The following is a 19,231-nucleotide window of genomic DNA, read 5'->3' as shown; positions in this document are numbered from 1 at the left end:
GGCAAAAAGTCGTTATCGGAAAGAGTTCACCGGTGTGATTCTTGCGGTCACATTGAACCGAGAGATACGGCATCAGCAAAGGTAATCGAGAACCGAGGAAAAAACGCTGTCGGACTGACCGTGTTAGAAAACGCTTGCGGAAGCGATTTGACGGGGATCGACCGGTTAAACCTGTTTGATCTAGTCAAGAGCCTAAGAACCGAGAATCCCCCGCTACACCGCGCGAGCGGTTAGCGGGGGAGAGTCAATGGTTTATTTATTTGTTAGGGAGGAGGCATCTCATTTATGCAAGTGAGTAATTATACTTATAGATGAAACTGTCTTCTAGCAAGGCTTTCAAAATAGCTTGAAATAAAACTTAATTTAGGAGTTACAAAAGAGCCGTAGGGAACGCACCATGCACATTCATTGAAGCTGTGAGTTTAAGTGCGGTCGCTGATCTTAATAAGCTACATTAACAACAATACTTAAAGAAAAGGCTTAAAGATGCTCAGTAATAAGGGTAAAAAAACAAGTCGCCCCTGGTGTTTTTGCCCGACGATATTGCCTATTATAATTAATGAAACAGGTTTTCTTGTTATAGGGATTCGTTTTGGGCAGCCATTACCCATAAAGATGATTGGCAACCTTGCCAAGAATTAGTGGTACAATTACCAAATAAACAGTAATTTTTTCCATAACTATAATCCCTGACCCCCAATAAAATTATGATGCACGGTTTTATTCCCCCTCATCGTTATTTTCCCTATCTTACTTGGACCGATATAGATTCAATGCCAGATAAGGAAAATGTGGTAATTATTCAACCCATCGGTGCGATCGAACAACATGGACCCCATCTCCCTATTGCCGTCGATGCTGCCATTAGTTTAGGGGTTTTAGGCAAAGCTTTCGAGAAATTAAATACAAATGTTCCCGCCTTTGCTTTACCCTGTCTCTACTACGGAAAATCTAACGAACATTGGTCTTTCCCCGGCACGATTACCCTCTCGGCAGCCACCTTATTAACCCTCATTCAAGAGATAGCTGAAAGTCTCTATCGTTCGGGGTTTCGCAAGTTAGTATTAATGAACTCCCACGGCGGACAACCGCAAGTTATGGAAATTGCCGCTAGGGATATTCATCAACAATATCCCGATTTTTTAGTATTTCCTTTTTTCACTTGGCGAGTTCCCCACAATGCGGCTGAATTATTCTCGGAATATGAATTAGAATACGGTATTCATGCAGGAGATGTGGAAACTAGCATTATGTTATCATTACTGCCAGAACAGGTCAAAATTGAGCGGGCTGTGCGAGAATATCCCCAAGGTTTGCCAGAAAATAGTTTATTAACTATGGAAGGAAAATTACCCTTTGCTTGGTTAACTAAGGAATTAACTAAAAGTGGAGTGATGGGAGATGCTACTAATGCAAGTAAAGAAAAAGGCGATCGATTATTAGAATCCGTTGCTAATGGTTGGGTACAGGCGATCATTGATGTTTATCGATTCCGTCAACCGAAGTTATCTTAATAGAAGATTAATCAGAATTGTTAATAAACTGTACTGCATTTAAACTGCCTATTCGTAATTTTCTTACAAAGGATAAAACTCCATCTTCCTTCTCCTTTGATTCGGGAAGTTTATCATTATCTTGTATTAGCATCGATAGAGAAAATTTTAACCAGATAGTGATAGTTTTTAGCATAACTATTAATCTCAATTATGAGTTTTATCCTTGAGTGTTTAGAAATTTTGTAACCAGTAATATAGCAAAGAGCGGGGTGGTTAGGACAATCAATCGCTGAAACCCTTGACCGATAAGAGTTTGAAAATTGAAAGCGTCCTAACTAACTCGTTCTATGCCATAAAAAGAAAACAAACGACATTTTTTACCATATTTTTTGTACGGGATAAGAATCGAAAACAGGATCAACACCCAGGATAATTAGGTTTTCTGTAATTGCTTGAGAAATTAATAAACGATCAAACGGATCTTTGTGATAATAAGGTAAGGTGTCTAATGTCCAAATATGAGATAATTTCAGGGGTAAAATCTGCACATCATTAATTTTAGTTTGATCTTTAACTATTTCCGAGAGAGAAATATCTAAATTTAATTTGCCTAACTGTACCTTGATCTGTATTTCCCAGACTCTGACCAAACTCAAGAAAAGAAGATTATTTCTATCTTCTAGTATCTCAATTGCTGATGAGGAAAGCTGAGGAGAATTCTGGGAAAACCAGATTAAAGTATGACTATCTAAGAGAATATTCATGAGTCAAAATTCCAGAAGTTATCGGGTAAGGGTTGATTGAAATCATCACTCATCCAAATTTTTCCCTGATGCAACCCAAAGACTCGTTTTTTCTGGGAAGATGACGGCTCCTTTTCCTCCGTCAGAGCTTCTACATATTCTAAGATTTGTTTTTGTTTATCTAAAGGAATTTCCTGTAGCTTGTTAATAATGCTTTCTGTAATTTTATTGCCAGAAATAGTCATGGGTTTCTCAATATCTACTGAAATCTACGATGCAAGCCTCATGATAGCATTTTAAACATAAATAAAGTTAATTTTTGTAGAACCACTTCCCCAACTTGTTTAAGAGAGTTCCTGCAAAAATCAAAAATCTTCCGTGAGGAGACTCCGAGACGGTTTACAGGAGGAGAAAAAAGACAAGAGACAACTATTCTGTCCATAAAACCCAAGATTATGTCAAATTTATCTGAGGTTTTCAATATTTTGAGCCGATAGCACCTCGAAAACTTACTTTTACAGGAGGTTTAAGCTAAATTAATCCTATTGTTAAGGATATTAGTTAGAGCAGTTATCTTAATGAGCAGGTACGAAGTTTTCGTTTTCGGGAGTCGGTCTTCCATACCAAATTAGATTACACTTCATCTTTATGAGAAACACTGTAACAGACAGAAATTAGCTGTTTCAGTCCCCTAAGGCTGCTGACTGGAAAGAGGGTGTAGGGTGTGGGGTGTGGGGTGTAGGGAAGGAAACCTCTTTCATCTGTGGGGGTGAAAATTTTTTCATTGGGACTGACTTAGAAACAATTGCGTTAGAATTAAAGAAATATTACAAGTGATTGACAAAAATGAGTAAGCCTGATATAGAAAGCATTGCCCTCCAGTTAGAAAGCAGCAACTCTAAAGATCGTCTGCTGGCCTTGGCATCCCTGCGAGAAGTGGCCCCGGAGGAGGCTGTACCCTTGATCAAAAAAGTCCTTTATGATGAAATGCTGCCGGTGCGATCGATGGCTGTCTTTGCTTTGGGAGTCAAACAAACCGAGGAATGCTTTCCTATCCTAGTAGATTTGTTAGCCAATGATGCCGATTATGGCATTCGCGCCGATGCTGCGGGAGCTTTAGGTTATTTAGAAGATATTCGCGCTTTTGAACCCCTACAGAGGGCTTTTTACGAAGACACGCAATGGTTAGTCCGCTTTAGTGCCGCCGTCGCTTTGGGCAATTTGGGCGATATTCGGGCTAAACAGGTGTTATTATCGGCCCTCGATAGTAACGAAGCGGTTATTCAACAGGCCGCTATTGCTGCCCTTGGTGAAATCAAAGCAGTGGAAACCGTCGAGAAGCTTTTAACCTTTGTTAACTCCGATGACTGGTTAATCCGGCAGCGATTAGCGGAAGCTTTAGGCCATCTTCCGGCGGAAAAAACGATCGCAGCCTTAAAATTTTTGGTCAAGGACGAACATCCACAAGTGCGCGAAGCAGCTCGTTTATCCTTGCAAAAATTGGCCAAGGTCTAGGGATAGGATAGAATAAATAATCTATTCTTCCAGAGCGATCAATCTTTGCCTACAGCCATTCATGGACATTCAAGAATTTATTAATCTCTGTGCGGGTAAATGGTTTTCTCAGCGCACCAGTTATCAATTAGCTGCCCAAAAAGTTGCCAATAATAAAGCAGAAATCACCATCGATTTGCTGGCTGCCGATGCTGCCGATGTGGTGCAATTATGTTTAGGAAATAACTGTCAGTCCCAGACCAGTCTAGGGGGATGGAAAGCAACTTGGGATAATTCCGTGGACTATGGACAACCGAAAAAAATCGGTTCTAGCTATTTAGTTTGGCTACCCTCAGAAAATTCTTGGCAAGGAAAATTAATCACATCGGACGGTAAATCGGCAGCGCTGGGAGAATATCATCTCCGAAGCGATCAAGCTTTAACTTTAACCATCGAGGATAATCACCATCGTATCGAGGAAAGAATCTGGTTTGCTAGTCCTAATCTGAGATTGCGTACCAGTATTATCCAGTCGGCCAATGGCGATCGCCAGACGGTTTTCTACTCGGAAATTCGCAAAATGGTTGCTTCTTAAGTAGCTGCCATCCCCAATGTCTGAGGTGGGGAAGACAGGATTAATCTTCCACCACTCCAGTCAAATCCTCCTAACGTCGGCCGCGTCTGCTGCTGCCGAAACCACTGCGACTAGGGGTACGACGAGAACCGGAGGAACCGAAACTAGGAGAACGTTTGACATTATCAGATTTACCCGAATTCTTCAGGGTACTGGAACCATAACCGGAACCACTGGGTTTTGTGGTGGTGGTGGTGCTGCGATTGGGACTAGAGGAAGTATTACTGGGATAACGACGTAAATTGCCGGTAGAACGGAGAGTTTGCCGATTTTTGACCGCCGGAGGTGGACTATTATGTTTAGTCCGGTATTGATCTACTGCCTGATTATAGGTGGAACCGTAACCACCAAAACCGGTCATTACACCCCCCGGAGTATAGAGGGGAGGAACGTAGTATTGAGGACGAAAGAGCAAACTACCCAAAGCTTGACCAGCAACAGCACCGAAAAAAGGACTCCAAAAACTCGATTCTTGCCGAATCACCACGGTTTCTTGTTGTCCGGTCTGGGGATTGTTCCGCACTTCCGTGACATTATGGACATACTCAATTTTAAAATCTTCGGTCATGTACAGGGTAGCCTGATCACCGTTGATTTCTACTGCGGTTTTTTCCCCTTTAGCAATAGCTTCATCGCTTAATCTAGCCATTTGCAGGTTAGTGGTGCGGAAGAGGGGAGAAGTCCCCCCAGGGGTGTTTAACAGCATTAGGGTATAAGTGCCATCTCCGTCATCGTAGGTAGCTTGTTGCACCTCGTAGCGACCGCTACTAACCTGATTGGATTCTTGTCTTACACTACTGTTACTAGCTGACGGTGACTGAGTTTCATTTGACGAGGAACCACAGGCCACCGTTGTGCAACAAAGGGTAAGAATTAAAAGGATTGTCGTTACTTGGCGCAGCATAAGGGCAAAATTAAGACTATAAAGGCAGTAATTCGGGGAAATTGAGTAATAGTTGCTCATTAGTCAATTCATCTCCCAATTGAGCAGGAGAAAAATGTACCTGAATCGCACGCAGCCGACCTTGGTAGTGGAGGTTAATTATTGATTTTAAACCATCTTCCAGGGCCTCTCGATCGGCTAGGCTAGTTTCTAAACCAGCACTCTCACCCTCGAAGGCTATTGTGATCATAACAACTAAGTTATCGGTGACGGGTAAAGTTAAGGGTTCCTTTTCCCCCACTTCCCCAGACACCGATTCACTTAGGTATCTGGCCGCGGAATCGGTAAACAGTTCGTTAACGTAGTCTCCCGCTTCCCCCTCATGCCAAAAAACATCGCCCTCATTAGCTATAGAAAACCAATAGAGGTTCATCTGCAGCAGATTTTGACAAATTTCTACTAAACCCTCTCCCATGACCTCTAAATCGCCTTCGGAATCGATCGCCTCCCGGCCAGTACGATTAAGAATACCGATCAGGGGTGCGACTTCTTGTCCGTAGAGATGCAAAAATAAGCGACAGACCACATAGCGAGTTCTACCCGCAAATTTCTTGAAGCGATCGCCTAAAGAACTCATAATAGACCTCTGGTAAAAATCAAAAATTGTCGTTAAGGTTAGGAGTCATTAGTCTTGAAGCCATCAGCTAGATCAAGATGATAATCAAGTAAACAGCCAAAAAAGGCCTCAGCTTTTATTTATTTTGCCATTTTCTAGGGTTCTATGCCTTGATGTCCTGTTAACAGTCTATAATTACTTAGAATCCTTTTGGTGTGAGCAAATGGCTGTCCAACTGCAACAAGCTTTAGTGGTTGCTTCCTATATCTTGAAACAGCGTCTAGCAGGAAAAAAGCGTTTTCCCTTAGTTTTAATGCTAGAACCCCTATTTCGCTGTAATTTAGCCTGTACTGGCTGCGGTAAGATTCAACATCCCCCGGAAATCCTCCGCAATCATCTCACCCCGGCAGAATGTTTCGCAGCGGTGGAAGAATGCGGGGTTCCCGTGGTTTCCATCCCCGGGGGTGAGCCGCTTTTACATCCACAAATCGATGAAATTGTCAAGGGTTTAGTGGACAGAAAAAAATTCGTCTATCTGTGTACCAATGCCCTGTTATTGGAAAAAAGCCTAGATAAATTTACTCCTTCACCCTATCTTACCTTTAGTGTCCATCTGGATGGTCTCAAAGAACATCACGATCGCTGTGTGGATCGAGAGGGAGTATTCGATAAGGCAGTACAAGGGATTAAAGCAGCGAAAGCGAGAGGTTTTCGGGTTACTACTAATACCACGGTTTTTGAAGGCACAGATGCGCGAGAAATGCAGGAATTTTTCGATTTTCTCGCTACTTTGGGCATCGATGGCATGATGATTTCCCCGGGTTATAGTTATGAGTGGGCCCCGGATCAAGATAGTTTCTTGAAACGGGAGCAAACCAGAGCTTTATTCCGAGAAATTCTCTCACCCTGGAAATCACGCCAGAAAAAGTGGAATTTTAACCATAATCCTCTCTTTCTCGATTTTCTCATCGGTGAACAGGACTATGAATGCACCCCTTGGGGTAGTCCTAGCTATAGTCTTTTAGGATGGCAAAAACCCTGTTATCTGCTCAACGAAGGTCATTACAAAAGCTTTCGGGAACTTTTAGAAGAAACCAATTGGGACAACTACGGTCGGGCCAGTGGCAATCCTCAATGTGCCGATTGTATGGTACATTGCGGCTATGAACCGACCGCGGCCATGGCAGCTTTTAAACCGGCTAATATGGGACGTGCCATGCAGAGTTTAATCGGAGTCTAATCTAGGGTCTGCTGAATAAATCTAAAAACCTTGTTGGGTAAAAATTTTAGACTTTTTTCCCATCAAAAAGTGCCAGACCTTGGGGTGATCGGGGGGGAAATTTAGGCACTTTTTCCCTGAAAATTAATTAGGTAATTGACCCCCTGAAAATGGGTAAAACCCTACACCCGTTCGGCTGAGCTCACGGCCGAAGCCCACACCCCACACCCCACACCCTACCCCCACGAAAAACTTTTTGCCGCAGACCCTAATCTAAACTGATTCTAACCAGACGGCGGGGACTTGACTAGGGCGATCGGGTAATTGCATCCATCCCATTTCGCACAGACGAATTACCGAACTTAATTTTTCTACCAAAGCGGGATCGAAACGAATCCCGCTATAATTTTGACAGCGCTCTAGGGCCTCTCCTAAATCTAGAGCTAGTCGGTCGCCTCGCGGTTGAGTTAATTCCTGAAAATAGGCGGATAATCCTAAAATTCGCGACTCTAGGCTGATTTCTTCCCCTTTTAAGCCGTTGGGAACCCCGCTACCATCCCAGTATTCAAACTCATGGTAAATAATCTGTTGAATTGGGGCTAATTCGGGCATAGTGGCGAGTAATTGTGCGCCTAACACCGATCTATCCCGCCAAAATAACGCATTTGCTCCCTCTAACTGACTGGCACGCTGTCTAAAAACTTCGATCGGAGCTTCCGCTAGACCGATGCGGTATAATAAACCGGCTAATCGTAAGCGTCGTAATCTCAGGGTGGGTAAATCGAGCAATTGTCCCAACATTTCCGCTAAAGCGGCCACCTGTAGGGAAGCAAGGGGATTATCAATATCTCTTTCATCGACTTTTTGAGCCATTCTTAGAAAAGCTTGCAGTTTATTAGCGGCTAAATTTTTATTTAAACGGGATGCTTGTCCTTCTAAGTCGCTTAATTCTCGCGTTTGTCTGCTGACGGTGACTAACTGCTGTTGACTGGTTTGCAGATAGGTGACAATGCGAGAGACTACTCCGGTTAAATCCGTGGGAATGGGATTAATATTTTGACTAATTTCCTGCTGTTGTCTGCTTAAATCGGCCGCTAGACTGGGATTATAGGGATGCAGACGCTCAATTAAGATCCTAGCGGCTTTTTCGACTAAATCGCGATCGAATGTCCATAAACCGTAGAATTTTCGCTCCGTGTCTATTTGGGGTTGACTATCGGACCGGTATTCTTCCGGGGATAACTCATGACAGAGTACCATGGAGGCGTAATCGGGGGAAAGAATGATTAAATTCCACTCATTAACCAAACTATCGCTATTATCTAAGTTGACTAGGGAAACATTCTCTAAACTGCCGGTTTTATGCTCAGAAAAACCACTATCGGCCACGGCGGCGATCGCAATATGACGAGAAGAGCGAGCAATATCTAAATAGCGCTCAGCTTCCTGTAAATACCATTTACCCTGTTGAAAGGTGACTAAGACCAGTGGTTTATTTGTACTATCAGGGCTGCTAGTTTGCAAGATATGATCTTCAAGAGCATGACAGAGGGCCACAAGGGTATTCTTAAAATAGACCCCGTAACTGCTGGGTAATCGTCCCGATGAAGCTCTTTTTAACTGTTGTAAACTGGATTCTACGGTCATAGGTGGCAAGATTAGGGGAAGTGGGGTGTGGGCTTCGGCCGTGAGCTCAGCCGAACGGGTGTGGGGTGTGGGGTGTGGGGTGTGGGGTGTGGGGTGTGGGGAGACGGAGTAGGGGAGCACCGGAGCTGCGGAGCAGGGAGAAAAAAACTGATTACTGATTACTGATTACTGATTACTGATTACTGATAAAATCTCCCCGCTGCCAGGTACTCTTAACCAGTAAATTGGAGGCTTAACAGTTTACTTGGACCCCTAGGGTATCTAAAGCTAAAATTTTCACCTCAGAGTTAATCCCCACTTGCTGCCAAGCATTTGTCATCTCTGTGGCTGTTTTTTGGGCATTGTCGGGGTTCGTTAAAGCTAATAGGGTGGGACCTGCGCCACTAATTACCATCCCGTAAGCACCCGCGTTAATGGCGGCTTTTTTCACCTTTTCGTAACCCGGGATCAAAGATTGGCGATAGGGTTGATGCAGTTTATCCTCTAGGGCAATTCTCAGCCAATCGCCGTTACCCGTCTCTAATCCCCGCAATAATAAACCCAAGCGGGAAATATTGAAAATAGCCTCCTGACGGCTAATTTTTTCAGGTAAAACCGCCCTAGCTTTTTCCGTAGCCAGTTCAAAATCGGGAATCGCTAGGACGGGAATGAGATTTTTTTGCCAAAATACTTGACAAATAGCCCAATTTGTGCTATCTCCTGCCGATAGCTGACAGTTGCCCCGCAAAGCCGGCACCACATTATCCGGATGGCCCTCCAATGCGATCGCTAATGCTTCGATTTCCCCCATAGATAAAGGATTTCCCGCGCATTGATTGGCAGCCACTAACCCACCGATAATAGCAGTGGCAGAACTACCTAAACCTCTAGCCAGGGGAACCCCTAAACCGATCTCGATGGCGATAGGGGGCGGATTCTGTCCTATTTTTTGATAAACTTGCAAAAAAGAAGTATAGATTAAATTATCAGCACCTTGGCTAACTTTAGCTGATTCAGTTCCCTTGACACTAATGCTGACAGGGTTAGCTGTCGTTGCCGGCAGCAGGGTAAAAGTAAACTGATTATATAGGGTTAAGGCCGCTCCGAGACAATCGAAGCCGGGCCCAATATTAGCAGTGGTAGCGGGAACTGTTACCGTAAAAGTTGACATGGTTAAGCTTTTGCCTGAAGATAGCGGCGATTTACCTCCTCCCAGTTAACCACATTCCACCACTGTTTTAAATACTCAGCCCGTTGATTACGGTATTTTAAGTAATAGGCGTGTTCCCAGACATCATTGCCCATAATTGGCTGTAATCCCATCATTAGGGGGCTATCTTGGTTAGCAGTGCTGATAATTTCCAGTTCTCCTGACTTATTTAAAACCAACCATGTCCAACCACTACCAAAAAGTTTAGTACCTGCTTGGTTGAAAGCGTTTTTAAATGCCTCGAAACTGCCAAATTTAGCGATTATTGCCGCCCCTATTTCTCCTTTTGGTTCGCCACCGCCATCGGGAGACATAATCTGCCAAAACATCGTATGATTAAGATCGCCGCCGCCATTATTGCGGATAGTGGTGCGAATATCGGCGGGTAAAGAGTCAAGTTTTGTAATTAATTCTACTACTGTTTTTTTCTGCAATTCTGGATATTTTGCCACTGCCGCGTTGAGATTATTAACGTAGGCTGCATGGTGTTTATCGTGATGAAATTGCATCGTTTCCTTATCAATATAAGGTTCTAGGGCATCATAGCTATAGGGTAGGGCAATGAGACTATAGGGACCAGTAGCGGCAAAAGCGGCAGAGTTAAAACCGGCAAGAGTGGCTGTGCCAAGGGTAGCACCTAAAAGATAAAGAAATTGACGGCGATCAAGAGACATATTCTCAGAGCAGATGTTCCGATTATTAATTATCCTATTGATCGGTACTTCGGGAGACAAAAATTTTTATCGAGAGACTCCTAAAGGCAATCAGCTGCATCTCTATATTACATTTTGGGCGCAAGCAGTTCGATAAACTCACTGACCACGTTGCGCCCCCACATTACACAATGACCTAAAATACCTTTTAAGCAAGCCTTTATTTTATTACCATAAACGATAAAAATTTTTCAACAAGCGCGGCGGAATTTTTAGATAATAACCAATAATTATTAATTGATTAACTAAGGTAGTTTTGCCAACTCCTAATTTTTGCCAACGTCTTGCTGAGGTAATTACCGCAGCAGCAACTATGGCTATTTTACCCCTTTTTTTCAATCTTTGTATTAATTCAAAATCTTCCATAATTGGCAACTCAGGAAAACCACCCAAATCGGCAAAGATTGAGGCTTTTAAAAATATTCCTTGATCTCCATAGGGAAGGGAAAACCAGCGAGAACGCCAATTAACTAATTTTTCCACTAAACGCAGGATTTTTTCTTCTCCATCAATTTTTAATTCAAAGGCCCCCGCTACTATCCCAGATTGGGATAAAGTATCGATAATTTGTTCTTGAAATTTATGGGGAAGTAAAGTATCTCCATGCAGAAATAAAAAAATATCTTCTTTCGCTATTTTTGCTCCTAAATTCATCTGAAATGCACGACCTTTACTCGGTGAAATAATTACTTTTGCTCCCAATTTTTCAGCTATTTCTCTGGTTTTATCTGTACTTCCCCCATCGACAACAATAATTTCTACTCCCGCTCCTATCTGTTTTAATGTTGCGGCAATTCTTAACTCCTCATTAAGAGTCGGAATGATAATACTAAGATAATTCATGAGGTTTTGTACTAACTAAAGTCAAAGGATTTAGGGGCAACCATCGGGTAAATTTTCCTACAGATACCGAGGGATTGATTGGGATTTGTAATAAGTAAGTAGTTATATAGCGTTTCTGATTCACACGAGGTACATTACCGATTCTGAACAGCTTAATCAGCAAAGGTTTAAGTGTGCCGCACAGATGCGAGAACCGCTATAATTAAATAGAAGATAGATTTTGCCTCTGATCCCCCCTGCCCCCCTTAATAAGGGGGGTGCCGATAGGCGGGGGGATCCCCCCTTAATCCCCCCTTAATAAGGGGGGCATCTGACAACTTTTAACACCTACCTACTTAACTGTTTTTCCTGTAGAAAAGTTAAACATTGCTGCCAGTTCTCCAGAGTGGCCAAAGCTGCAGTCAAAAGTCGATACCAAATTAGGTTACACTTCATCTTTATGAGAAACGAAACTCCGTTCTAAGATAGGTGGGACAATGCCGAATATTAAAGGAGACGATGGTGCGCTCAAAACCATTTTCAGCAATAGTAAAATTATCGCAGTGGTCGGGCATTCTGAGAAATCGAGCCGCGCCAGCTATCAGGTGGCCAAATTCCTGCAAGCGGTGGGTTATCGAGTCTATCCGGTCAATCCGATGGTCAGGCAAATTGATGGTCAAAGGTGCTATCCTTCTCTAGAGGCTATCCCCGAACCTGTGGATATTGTTAACGTTTTTCGTCATCCTGATTATCTACCTGAAATTGTCGAGTCAGCTATTGCTATTCAGGCTGCTACCCTTTGGACGCAATTGAAAATTTATCACCCAGTTGCGGAAAAAAGGGCGATCGAGGCGGGTTTAAATGTGATTATGGATGCTTGTATCCAGATAGAATATCAGCGTTTAGGGATTTCCCAAAAATAAACTATAGTGGTTCTCGTACCTGTACGGCACATTTAAACCTTTGCTGATTAAGCTTTTAAACATCGATAATGTACCTCTTGCGAATAAAACACGCTATATACTTTTTGAAAAATGGTATTATCGGGGGTTGGTTGTCAGTCGTTTGATCGCTGTTGCATCAAGCTTTTTTTGTTTGTGGTCTCTCCTTAGAAAAATTTGCTATGATGTAGAGACTTGTTTAGTATTTGGTAAAAATAACCATAAATCCCACCGTGTTCACAACTGTTCAACCCGCAAATCGATCAAGCTTACCTGATGACCTATTTACGGCAATTAAAGAGCTTAAAAGGGAATTAAACGCCGTTATTCTGGCTCACTACTATCAAAATTCTGACATACAGGATATAGCTGATTATATTGGTGATTCTCTAGGTTTATCCCAGCAGGCTGCCCAAACGCCAGCAGATGTGATCGTATTTGCGGGGGTTCACTTCATGGGAGAGACAGCTAAAATCTTAAATCCGGATAAGTTGGTATTGCTGCCGGATTTAGATGCGGGATGTTCTTTAGCTGATAGTTGTCATCCTGAAGATTTTGCTCGTTTTAAAGCCCAATATCCCGATCATATCGTGATTTCCTATATCAATTGCAGTGCAGAAGTTAAGGCCATGAGTGATATTATCTGCACCAGTTCCAACGCAGTCAAAATAGTGAATCAAATCCCTGTCCATCAACCGATTATCTTCGCTCCTGATCGCAATTTAGGCCGTTATGTCAGTCAGCAAACTGGCAGAGATTTGGTTCTCTGGCAGGGTAGTTGTATTGTCCATGAAACTTTTTCCGAACGCAAGATAATAGAATTAAAAGTTGCCCATCCGGAAGCAAAAATTATCGCCCATCCTGAGTGTGAATCATCGGTTTTACGCCATGCCGATTATATTGGTTCCACGACGGCACTATTAAATTATTCCCTGAAAAGTTCCGAAAAAACCTTTATTGTCGCCACAGAACCGGGGATTATTCACCAGATGCAAAAATCCGCACCAGAGAAAGTATTTATACCCGCACCAGCTTTAAATAACTGTGCTTGTAATGAGTGTCCCTACATGAGACTGAACACTCTCGAAAAATTGTATCTCTGTATGCGAGATAAAACTCCAGAAATTACTATTTCTGAAGATTTAAGAGTTAAGGCACTGTTGCCGATTCAAAGAATGTTAGAAATGTCTTAATCAGTTATCAGTTATCAGTGGGCCAATTCAAAGAGGACACGGAGTTTTTTTGTGGTCAATTATCCTGTACTAATTATCTCCTTTTTAAGATTTTTTTGTTCTTCGGTTTGTCTTATGCAATCAACGGGTTTATAAGGAATGAAACCCTTATAGAGATAGATATTGCCGCAATTTTTGTCAATTGTTTGCGATCTGGAGCGAACTAATCAATTAAATCTCTTACCAGATAAGTATTTAGTCGATTTATGCCCCCATATCGAACCATACCAAGTCCCGAAGAGCCGATTTTTTCTCTAGGATTTCAACTTTTTCTACCAATTCTAAGAGCCTCTTTTCTTGCTCATTGATGACTTTAGTTAGCAATGCGAGAATAGGATCATTACTGATAGTTTGTCTGTCAAGAGATGCTACTAAGTTTGGAACATCTTCTGCAATAAAGCCAAGATGTAAATTATTATCTTTATCCGCTTTTAGGTTGTATTTAACTGGGTTTAGTTTAGCTAAGAGGGTATTTATAAAGTAAATATAAAGATGAGCGGGGGGAGATTCCAAAATCGTTAACCTCAAAATAGAGAGTTGTTCTGAGGTCTAAATGATGAAAAAGAAGTCGTATCCGAGTGATTTAACCGATGCGGAGTGGGAATTACTCGCCCCACTAATCCCACCCGCCGAAAACTGGCTAACACCTTTTTACACCGGGATGAGAGAAGTGACTTTTTCCCCGCCCTTTCCCCGAATGTACCCCGTAACTGATATAAGTAGAGATGTAGGTCTATAACCAAAATTGCCGCATCAGTTCGGTTAGGTGACTGTTTTTCGCTTGTCTAGGAGGGTAGATATGCTCAACGAATTAATTTATGAAGGATTAGGTTTAAGTGCTGTTTTCGGAGGACTATTCCTCTGGTCGCGCTCTAGTCTCGTCAGCAAAAATACCGCCCTTTTAGCTGCACAAGCGCAATTACAGCAAAGTAACTCAGATTTGTTGGTTCAAGTCAAGGGTTTAGACGTGGCGCAATCAGACTTAAAAGATGAAAATCAGCAGCTGCACGCCAAAATCATTCACATAGAACAACATTCCGCCCAATTACAGCACAAAGCTACGGATTTAGAAAATTCTCTCCAGTCCCTCCAGCAAGCTGTCCAGATAGGTGAGGGTGAAATCGAACAACTGAAAACCACCGCTAAGGAAATAGAAGCGGAGAAAGCTGGTTTGATGGAGCAGTTAGAGGCAGAAAAAGCCCAAATTACTAGCCTAGAGGCACAGATTCAAACTTTAGAGCAGCAAAAAGGTGAAATTAACCGTCAATTTGATTTGACCAAAAAACAGACCACCTCTCTCTATAGTCAAATTCAGACCCTAGAACAGGATAAAACTCTCTTACAGCAAGAGCTAGAAAAAGCCGGGGAATTAAGGGCGAAAGTGGCCGATTTAGACCATAAAAACCAAGAATTAAGCGATTTAGCCGCTCAAATTCCCAGCTTGCAAGGTCAAATTCAAACCTTAGAACAGAATCTGGCTGACCAAACAGAACATTATGAGCGAGGACAGCAGGAAATAGACAGCTTACGGGGTCAAATTACTGGGTTAGAGCAGCAAAAAAAGTCTCTCAGCGAAGATTTAGCCGCAAGTCAAACTCGATCGCTCTCTTTGGGCCAAGAATGCGACAATTTAACTATAAAACTCCAAGAAACCGTCGCTCAAGTGACAGCCATAACCGCCGAAAAGGACAGTCTCGGCGCTCGTCTCGAAGCGGCTAAACTGGAGTTACAAGCTTTAGATGTCCAGAAAGGGGAATTATCGGCAGAATTAACCACTGCTGCCGAAAAAATTGCTAATTTAGAAGGGCAATTACAGGAATTAACCCAGTTACCGCCACAATTGGCTGATTCTCAGGCAAAAATTGCTAATTTAGAAGGGCAATTACAGGAATTAACCCAGTTACCCCAACAGTTAGAAACCTATCGGGAAAACATTTCTAATTTAGAGATTCAACTACACCAGTTAAGTGCCGAAAAAGACCAATTAGAAAGCACAACTTCCCGTCATATCGAGGAATTAAGCCAACAAAATCGCCAACTAACTCAAGATTTAGAAGCCCAAAAAACGGCAGCTAAAGCTTTAGAAAAGGAAAAAATTAAGTTTGAGGGTGAGTTAGCAACTAAGCAAGCAGAAATCGCCGCTTTAGAGGTTAAAATTCAAAACCTACAGCAAGAAAGAGAGGATTTCTCTAAACAAACTGCCCCTATTACCACTAATGAACCAGAAGCAATTATTAGTGAAACTCCGGTAGTAGCAGAACCAGAACCCCCCCCGGTGATTGCCAAGGAAACCCCTGTAGTAGCAGCAGAAAAAATCACGGTTGCCGATACAAGTTTAGAAGTGCAACCCGCAGCAAAGATAGTCCAAACGAGTCAAGAATCCGCAGAAAATCCCCTAAGGGGAAAAAGCGTAGTTATACTAGGAACCTTCAGCAAAATCAGTCGCGAGAAAGCGAAATCATTGATTATTAATGTCGGTGGTACTGTTACCGGTTCCCCCAGTGCGAACACTGATTATATTCTCCTCGGTAAAGCCCCCGGTGAGAAACTCAAAAAGGCTCAAAAATTAGGCATTAAAACCCTTTCAGAAGCCCAATTTCTGCAAATGGTAGAATCCTAAATCAGTTATCAGTTATCAGTAATCAGTTATCAGTTCACTGTTTACTGATTACTGAAAATACACCCCACACCCCACACCTCCCTTTCCCTTGATTACCAAAATTATGAGTCAAAAAATTGCCTTTTTAGGATTAGGAGTAATGGGAGCGCCGATGACAGCTAATCTTGTTCGTCAGGGTTTTGCTGTCAATGCTTGGAATCGTACCCCAGAGGCGCCGGGGATAACCATTGCTGGGGCATCGGGTGCGAACATTTGTGCTAGTATTGCCGCCGCCGTCAGGGATGCCGAGATTGTCTTTACCTGCGTCGGGGATGTGCCTGACGTGGAAGCGGTAATTTTAGGACCGGGGGGTGTCATGGAATCGGCAGCGGTGGGAACTCTGGTGGTGGATATGAGTACCATTGGCTCTCAAGCCGCTAGGATGATTGGTAAAAAGCTAGAGGAAAATAATCTCCGTTTTCTCGATGCTCCCGTCTCTGGGGGCGATATTGGCGCGAAAAACGGCAGTTTAACTATTATGGTGGGGGGGAAAGAAGCGGATTTTCAGACTTGTTTGCCCTGTTTTCAAGCCATGGGTAAAACTATTCGCTGGTGTGGCGAAATCGGCAACGGACAAGCGGTAAAACTCTGTAATCAAGTCTTGGGGGCGGTTCACATGGTGGCGCTGTGTGAGGCTCTAAAAATGGCAAAAATTCAAGGATTAGACCCCAATTTAGTCATAGAAGTCTGTAAAACGGGGGCGGCAGGTTCTTGGGCGTTGGAAAATTTGGGACCAAAAATCCTCGCCCAAGATTTACAGCCGGCTTTTATGATTGAACATATTTTAAAAGATTTGCGATTAGTCAAAGAAACTGCCCAGACAGCCGGGGAAATTCTGCCCGGGACAGATTTAGCGGAAACTCTATTTAAAGTAGTAGCGGAATTGGACGAAGGTAAGGGAATTAAACAGGGAACCCAAGCGATGATTCGCGCCTACGATTAGGCCTTTTGTTGGCGATAAATATCATCGGTACGGGCAGCCATGATGAAATCATTTTGATGTAATCCGCCCACGTCATGGGTCCACCAAGAAACGGTAACTTTACCCCATTCTGTCAATAAAGCGGGGTGATGGCCTTCTTTTTCCGCCGCTTCTCCCACGGCATTAGTAAAGGCGATTGCCCCTTGAAAATTGGCAAATTTATAGAGTTTTTGCAGACGGGGAATACCCTCGTATTCTAAGAGATTCCAATCGGGAATTTTAGCCTGTAAAGCGGTAATTTCCTCGGCAGTGATAGGAGAAGAACCCGATTGATAAGGTTGACATTTTTGTTGAGCAAGTTCGGTCATAGGGGTATCAATCTAGATTTTTTACCTTTATTATAGAGGAAAATCCCCCAGAGAAATTTTTTATTCTTCCTCTGACTCTGGAGAACTCACCCAAGGGGTAGAAGATTCGGCAGCTTTCGGGAAAGAAAAAGATTTTTTCGGAGGAGAAGGCAATAATTCCAATTGTCGATTACCGGTTTTATAGCTAGTTTTATTTTTCTGCTCTCCCCGTCGTCGTTGGGAGGTTTTTTCCTCCGTGGTATTTTCGGCTATCACTTCATACAAAATCGCCCGTTTATCCTCTTGTTGACCTTTTCTTAAAACCCGTCCTAAACGCTGAATATATTCCCTAGTGGAACCGGTTCCCGATAAAATAATCGCGATGCGTGCTTCCGGCACATCAACCCCTTCATTAAGAACATGGGAAGTCACCAGAATTTTGTATTCTCCCCGACGAAAACGGGTCAGAATTTCATGGCGTTCTTTCACGGGAGTTTGATGGGTTATGGCAGGTATTAAAAAGCTCTCGGAAATGCGGTAAACTGTGGCATTATCGTTGGTAAAAATTAAAATTCGTTCCGGATGGTGTTCACAGATTAACTCGGCTAAAACCCGCAATTTTCCCTGGGTTCCAGAGGATATTTCCTTCGACTCCCGGTGCGCTAACATGGCCCGGCGCCCTTCGCTACTTCTGGCACTAATCATGACAAAATTTTGCCAACCATCTAAACCAGACAAACTGAGATTATTTTTTCTTAAAAAATCATTGCGAATTTTAATTGCTTCTTGATATTTTTCCTGTTCTTTGGCGGATAGTTTCACTTTGATTTGAATTATTTCATGATCCGCTAGGGCTTTTCCTGACAAGTCTTGGGGACTTTTTTGATAAACAATTGTACCGATAAGATAATCTAAATCTTGATGACTACCATCACCGCGATCCGGTGTTGCTGTTAAGCCTAAACGATAGGGTGCGATCGAATCTTCCGCTATTTTCCGAAAGAAATCCGATGGTAAATGATGACATTCATCAAAAATCAAAAAAGCGTAACGATTGCCAAGAGTTTCCGAATAAATTGCCGCACTTTGATAGGTGGCGATTAAAATAGCACTATTATCCTTAGAACCTCCCCCTAATAATCCCACCTCGGCATCGGGAAAAGCCGCCAACATCTGGGCATACCACTGGTGCATTAAATCAATAGTCGGCACGATAATTAAGGTACTGCGGGGAGTCGATTGTAGAGCTAATTGGGCAAGATAGGTTTTACCGGCAGCGGTGGGAAGGACAATGACACCCCTTCTCTGGGATTTTTTCCAAGCGATTAACGCTTCCGTTTGGTGGGGGTAGGGTTCCCGTTCAAAACTGGCAATTAATTCTAAATTGTTAAAAGCTTTTGCTTCATCTTGGAAGTTAATGCCCTCCTCCTGTAGAGTTTCCACGAGAGGACGATAATGAATGGCCAAAATGCGAAATCTTTCGATACGATCATCCCAAGTGGCAAAATCTAGCCATTTTTTTCCTTTTGGTGGTGGATGGAGAATTAAGGTTCCTCGCTCATATTTGAGGGTGGGTAAGCGCATTTTTCAGTTATCAGTTATCAGTTATCAGTAAACAGTTATCAGTAAACAGTTATCAGTAAACAGTTATCAGTATAAGTGAACTGAAAACTT

19 protein-coding genes and 2 pseudogenes are annotated in these 19,231 nt (G+C 42.8%); 10 read left to right on the top strand and 11 right to left on the bottom strand.

Annotated elements, in window-relative coordinates:
* Both ACOCD9_RS08715 and ACOCD9_RS08710 read left to right on the top strand, forming a co-directional pair.
* Positions 1-234, top strand: a pseudogene (locus tag ACOCD9_RS08715) (RNA-guided endonuclease TnpB family protein); the annotation flags it as partial.
* Between the two features lie 473 nt (positions 235-707).
* A complete protein-coding gene (locus ACOCD9_RS08710; RefSeq protein ID WP_287700831.1) occupies positions 708-1,514 on the top strand; it encodes a creatininase family protein in 807 nt (268 codons plus the stop codon).
* A gap of 359 nt (positions 1,515-1,873) precedes the next feature.
* Here ACOCD9_RS08710 and ACOCD9_RS08705 read toward each other — a convergent pair whose 3' ends face one another.
* Both ACOCD9_RS08705 and ACOCD9_RS08700 read right to left on the bottom strand, forming a co-directional pair.
* A complete protein-coding gene (locus ACOCD9_RS08705) occupies positions 1,874-2,260 on the bottom strand; it encodes a type II toxin-antitoxin system VapC family toxin (protein WP_419547107.1) in 387 nt (128 codons plus the stop codon).
* Entirely contained in the window at positions 2,257-2,484 is a 228-nt protein-coding gene (locus ACOCD9_RS08700; RefSeq protein WP_287767582.1) for a DUF2281 domain-containing protein, read from the bottom strand. Before ACOCD9_RS08700 ends, ACOCD9_RS08705 begins: the two co-directional genes overlap by 4 nt.
* Positions 2,485-3,085: 601 nt before the next feature.
* Here ACOCD9_RS08700 and ACOCD9_RS08695 point away from each other — a divergent pair.
* Positions 3,086-3,754, top strand: coding sequence for a HEAT repeat domain-containing protein (locus tag ACOCD9_RS08695; RefSeq protein ID WP_419547105.1), 669 nt, complete (start codon positions 3,086-3,088; stop codon positions 3,752-3,754).
* Positions 3,755-3,815: 61 nt separating this feature from the next.
* Positions 3,816-4,328 carry a phycobiliprotein lyase gene (locus ACOCD9_RS08690; RefSeq protein WP_287700839.1) on the top strand — a complete coding sequence of 171 codons (513 nt, stop codon included), beginning with the start codon at positions 3,816-3,818 and terminating at the stop codon, positions 4,326-4,328.
* A 70-nt stretch (positions 4,329-4,398) separates the two neighbouring features.
* Here the strand turns inward: ACOCD9_RS08690 and ACOCD9_RS08685 are convergent, their stop codons facing one another.
* Both ACOCD9_RS08685 and ACOCD9_RS08680 read right to left on the bottom strand, forming a co-directional pair.
* Positions 4,399-5,331 carry a hypothetical protein gene (locus tag ACOCD9_RS08685; RefSeq protein WP_287700841.1) on the bottom strand — a complete coding sequence of 311 codons (933 nt, stop codon included), beginning with the start codon at positions 5,329-5,331 and terminating at the stop codon, positions 4,399-4,401.
* Positions 5,288-5,887 carry a DUF1517 domain-containing protein gene (locus tag ACOCD9_RS08680; protein ID WP_419547104.1) on the bottom strand — a complete coding sequence of 200 codons (600 nt, stop codon included), beginning with the start codon at positions 5,885-5,887 and terminating at the stop codon, positions 5,288-5,290. The genes ACOCD9_RS08685 and ACOCD9_RS08680 overlap by 44 nt, the downstream gene beginning before the upstream one ends.
* A gap of 202 nt (positions 5,888-6,089) precedes the next feature.
* On the opposite strand from ACOCD9_RS08680, the gene hpnH reads away from it, so the two are divergent.
* Positions 6,090-7,106, top strand: a complete 1,017-nt coding sequence (hpnH, locus tag ACOCD9_RS08675; protein WP_419547103.1) for an adenosyl-hopene transferase HpnH — start codon at positions 6,090-6,092, stop codon at positions 7,104-7,106.
* Positions 7,107-7,358: 252 nt separating this feature from the next.
* Here hpnH and ACOCD9_RS08670 read toward each other — a convergent pair whose 3' ends face one another.
* The 4 genes from ACOCD9_RS08670 to ACOCD9_RS08655 form a co-directional block, all read right to left on the bottom strand.
* Entirely contained in the window at positions 7,359-8,732 is a 1,374-nt protein-coding gene (locus ACOCD9_RS08670) for a DICT sensory domain-containing protein (RefSeq protein ID WP_002796380.1), read from the bottom strand.
* Between the two features lie 232 nt (positions 8,733-8,964).
* Complete coding sequence (thrB, locus tag ACOCD9_RS08665; protein WP_419547101.1) at positions 8,965-9,882, bottom strand: homoserine kinase; 918 nt, start codon at positions 9,880-9,882, stop codon at positions 8,965-8,967.
* A gap of 2 nt (positions 9,883-9,884) precedes the next feature.
* Positions 9,885-10,595, bottom strand: coding sequence for a superoxide dismutase (locus ACOCD9_RS08660; RefSeq protein ID WP_419547099.1), 711 nt, complete (start codon positions 10,593-10,595; stop codon positions 9,885-9,887).
* A gap of 207 nt (positions 10,596-10,802) precedes the next feature.
* The gene (locus tag ACOCD9_RS08655) at positions 10,803-11,477 is read right to left on the bottom strand and encodes a TIGR04283 family arsenosugar biosynthesis glycosyltransferase (RefSeq protein ID WP_419547097.1); all 675 of its coding nucleotides are present in this window, start codon (positions 11,475-11,477) and stop codon (positions 10,803-10,805) included.
* Between the two features lie 476 nt (positions 11,478-11,953).
* On the opposite strand from ACOCD9_RS08655, the gene ACOCD9_RS08650 reads away from it, so the two are divergent.
* Together ACOCD9_RS08650 and nadA are read left to right on the top strand one after the other, a co-directional pair.
* Positions 11,954-12,379: a CoA-binding protein gene (locus tag ACOCD9_RS08650; protein ID WP_287700854.1), complete on the top strand. Its 426-nt coding sequence runs from the start codon at positions 11,954-11,956 to the stop codon at positions 12,377-12,379.
* Positions 12,380-12,630: 251 nt separating this feature from the next.
* A complete protein-coding gene (gene nadA, locus ACOCD9_RS08645) occupies positions 12,631-13,590 on the top strand; it encodes a quinolinate synthase NadA (RefSeq protein ID WP_287700855.1) in 960 nt (319 codons plus the stop codon).
* Positions 13,591-13,833: 243 nt separating this feature from the next.
* Here the strand turns inward: nadA and ACOCD9_RS08640 are convergent, their stop codons facing one another.
* Positions 13,834-14,142 (bottom strand): tail fiber domain-containing protein, encoded by a 309-nt coding sequence (locus ACOCD9_RS08640; protein ID WP_287700857.1) that lies wholly within the window; start codon positions 14,140-14,142, stop codon positions 13,834-13,836.
* Between the two features lie 43 nt (positions 14,143-14,185).
* Between ACOCD9_RS08640 and ACOCD9_RS08635 the strand changes: the two are divergent.
* From ACOCD9_RS08635 to ACOCD9_RS08625, 3 genes and pseudogenes are all read left to right on the top strand, one after another.
* Positions 14,186-14,302 (top strand): annotated as a pseudogene (locus ACOCD9_RS08635) (IS5/IS1182 family transposase); the annotation flags it as partial.
* 126 nt (positions 14,303-14,428) lie between these two features.
* A complete protein-coding gene (locus ACOCD9_RS08630; RefSeq protein ID WP_419547096.1) occupies positions 14,429-16,249 on the top strand; it encodes a BRCT domain-containing protein in 1,821 nt (606 codons plus the stop codon).
* A gap of 103 nt (positions 16,250-16,352) precedes the next feature.
* The gene (locus ACOCD9_RS08625) at positions 16,353-17,231 is read left to right on the top strand and encodes an NAD(P)-dependent oxidoreductase (RefSeq protein ID WP_287700861.1); all 879 of its coding nucleotides are present in this window, start codon (positions 16,353-16,355) and stop codon (positions 17,229-17,231) included.
* Here ACOCD9_RS08625 and ACOCD9_RS08620 read toward each other — a convergent pair.
* Both ACOCD9_RS08620 and ACOCD9_RS08615 read right to left on the bottom strand, forming a co-directional pair.
* Positions 17,228-17,578: a 4a-hydroxytetrahydrobiopterin dehydratase gene (locus ACOCD9_RS08620; protein WP_002762185.1), complete on the bottom strand. Its 351-nt coding sequence runs from the start codon at positions 17,576-17,578 to the stop codon at positions 17,228-17,230. The genes ACOCD9_RS08625 and ACOCD9_RS08620 overlap by 4 nt on opposite strands.
* A 60-nt stretch (positions 17,579-17,638) precedes the next feature.
* Positions 17,639-19,141, bottom strand: a complete 1,503-nt coding sequence (locus ACOCD9_RS08615) for a DEAD/DEAH box helicase (protein ID WP_419547094.1) — start codon at positions 19,139-19,141, stop codon at positions 17,639-17,641.
* Positions 19,142-19,231 lie beyond the last annotated feature (90 nt).

It is taken from the genome of Microcystis sp. (assembly GCF_048564745.1).
Lineage (GTDB): Bacteria > Cyanobacteriota > Cyanobacteriia > Cyanobacteriales > Microcystaceae > Microcystis > Microcystis ichthyoblabe_A.
This window is presented reverse-complemented; position numbering and strand designations above follow the sequence as displayed.

Excerpts from the sequence above, each read along its gene's own strand:
- ACOCD9_RS08710 (WP_287700831.1), top strand. The coding sequence starts at position 708 with ATGATGCACGGTTTTATTCCCCCTCATCGTTATTTTCCCTATCTTACT.
- ACOCD9_RS08705 (WP_419547107.1), bottom strand. The coding sequence starts at position 2,260 with ATGAATATTCTCTTAGATAGTCATACTTTAATCTGGTTTTCCCAGAAT.
- ACOCD9_RS08700 (WP_287767582.1), bottom strand. The coding sequence starts at position 2,484 with ATGACTATTTCTGGCAATAAAATTACAGAAAGCATTATTAACAAGCTA.
- ACOCD9_RS08695 (WP_419547105.1), top strand. The coding sequence starts at position 3,086 with ATGAGTAAGCCTGATATAGAAAGCATTGCCCTCCAGTTAGAAAGCAGC.
- ACOCD9_RS08690 (WP_287700839.1), top strand. The coding sequence starts at position 3,816 with ATGGACATTCAAGAATTTATTAATCTCTGTGCGGGTAAATGGTTTTCT.
- ACOCD9_RS08685 (WP_287700841.1), bottom strand. The coding sequence starts at position 5,331 with ATGAGCAACTATTACTCAATTTCCCCGAATTACTGCCTTTATAGTCTT.
- ACOCD9_RS08680 (WP_419547104.1), bottom strand. The coding sequence starts at position 5,887 with ATGAGTTCTTTAGGCGATCGCTTCAAGAAATTTGCGGGTAGAACTCGC.
- hpnH (WP_419547103.1), top strand. The coding sequence starts at position 6,090 with ATGGCTGTCCAACTGCAACAAGCTTTAGTGGTTGCTTCCTATATCTTG.
- ACOCD9_RS08670 (WP_002796380.1), bottom strand. The coding sequence starts at position 8,732 with ATGACCGTAGAATCCAGTTTACAACAGTTAAAAAGAGCTTCATCGGGA.
- thrB (WP_419547101.1), bottom strand. The coding sequence starts at position 9,882 with ATGTCAACTTTTACGGTAACAGTTCCCGCTACCACTGCTAATATTGGG.
- ACOCD9_RS08660 (WP_419547099.1), bottom strand. The coding sequence starts at position 10,595 with ATGTCTCTTGATCGCCGTCAATTTCTTTATCTTTTAGGTGCTACCCTT.
- ACOCD9_RS08655 (WP_419547097.1), bottom strand. The coding sequence starts at position 11,477 with ATGAATTATCTTAGTATTATCATTCCGACTCTTAATGAGGAGTTAAGA.
- ACOCD9_RS08650 (WP_287700854.1), top strand. The coding sequence starts at position 11,954 with ATGCCGAATATTAAAGGAGACGATGGTGCGCTCAAAACCATTTTCAGC.
- ACOCD9_RS08630 (WP_419547096.1), top strand. The coding sequence starts at position 14,429 with ATGCTCAACGAATTAATTTATGAAGGATTAGGTTTAAGTGCTGTTTTC.
- ACOCD9_RS08625 (WP_287700861.1), top strand. The coding sequence starts at position 16,353 with ATGAGTCAAAAAATTGCCTTTTTAGGATTAGGAGTAATGGGAGCGCCG.
- ACOCD9_RS08620 (WP_002762185.1), bottom strand. The coding sequence starts at position 17,578 with ATGACCGAACTTGCTCAACAAAAATGTCAACCTTATCAATCGGGTTCT.
- ACOCD9_RS08615 (WP_419547094.1), bottom strand. The coding sequence starts at position 19,141 with ATGCGCTTACCCACCCTCAAATATGAGCGAGGAACCTTAATTCTCCAT.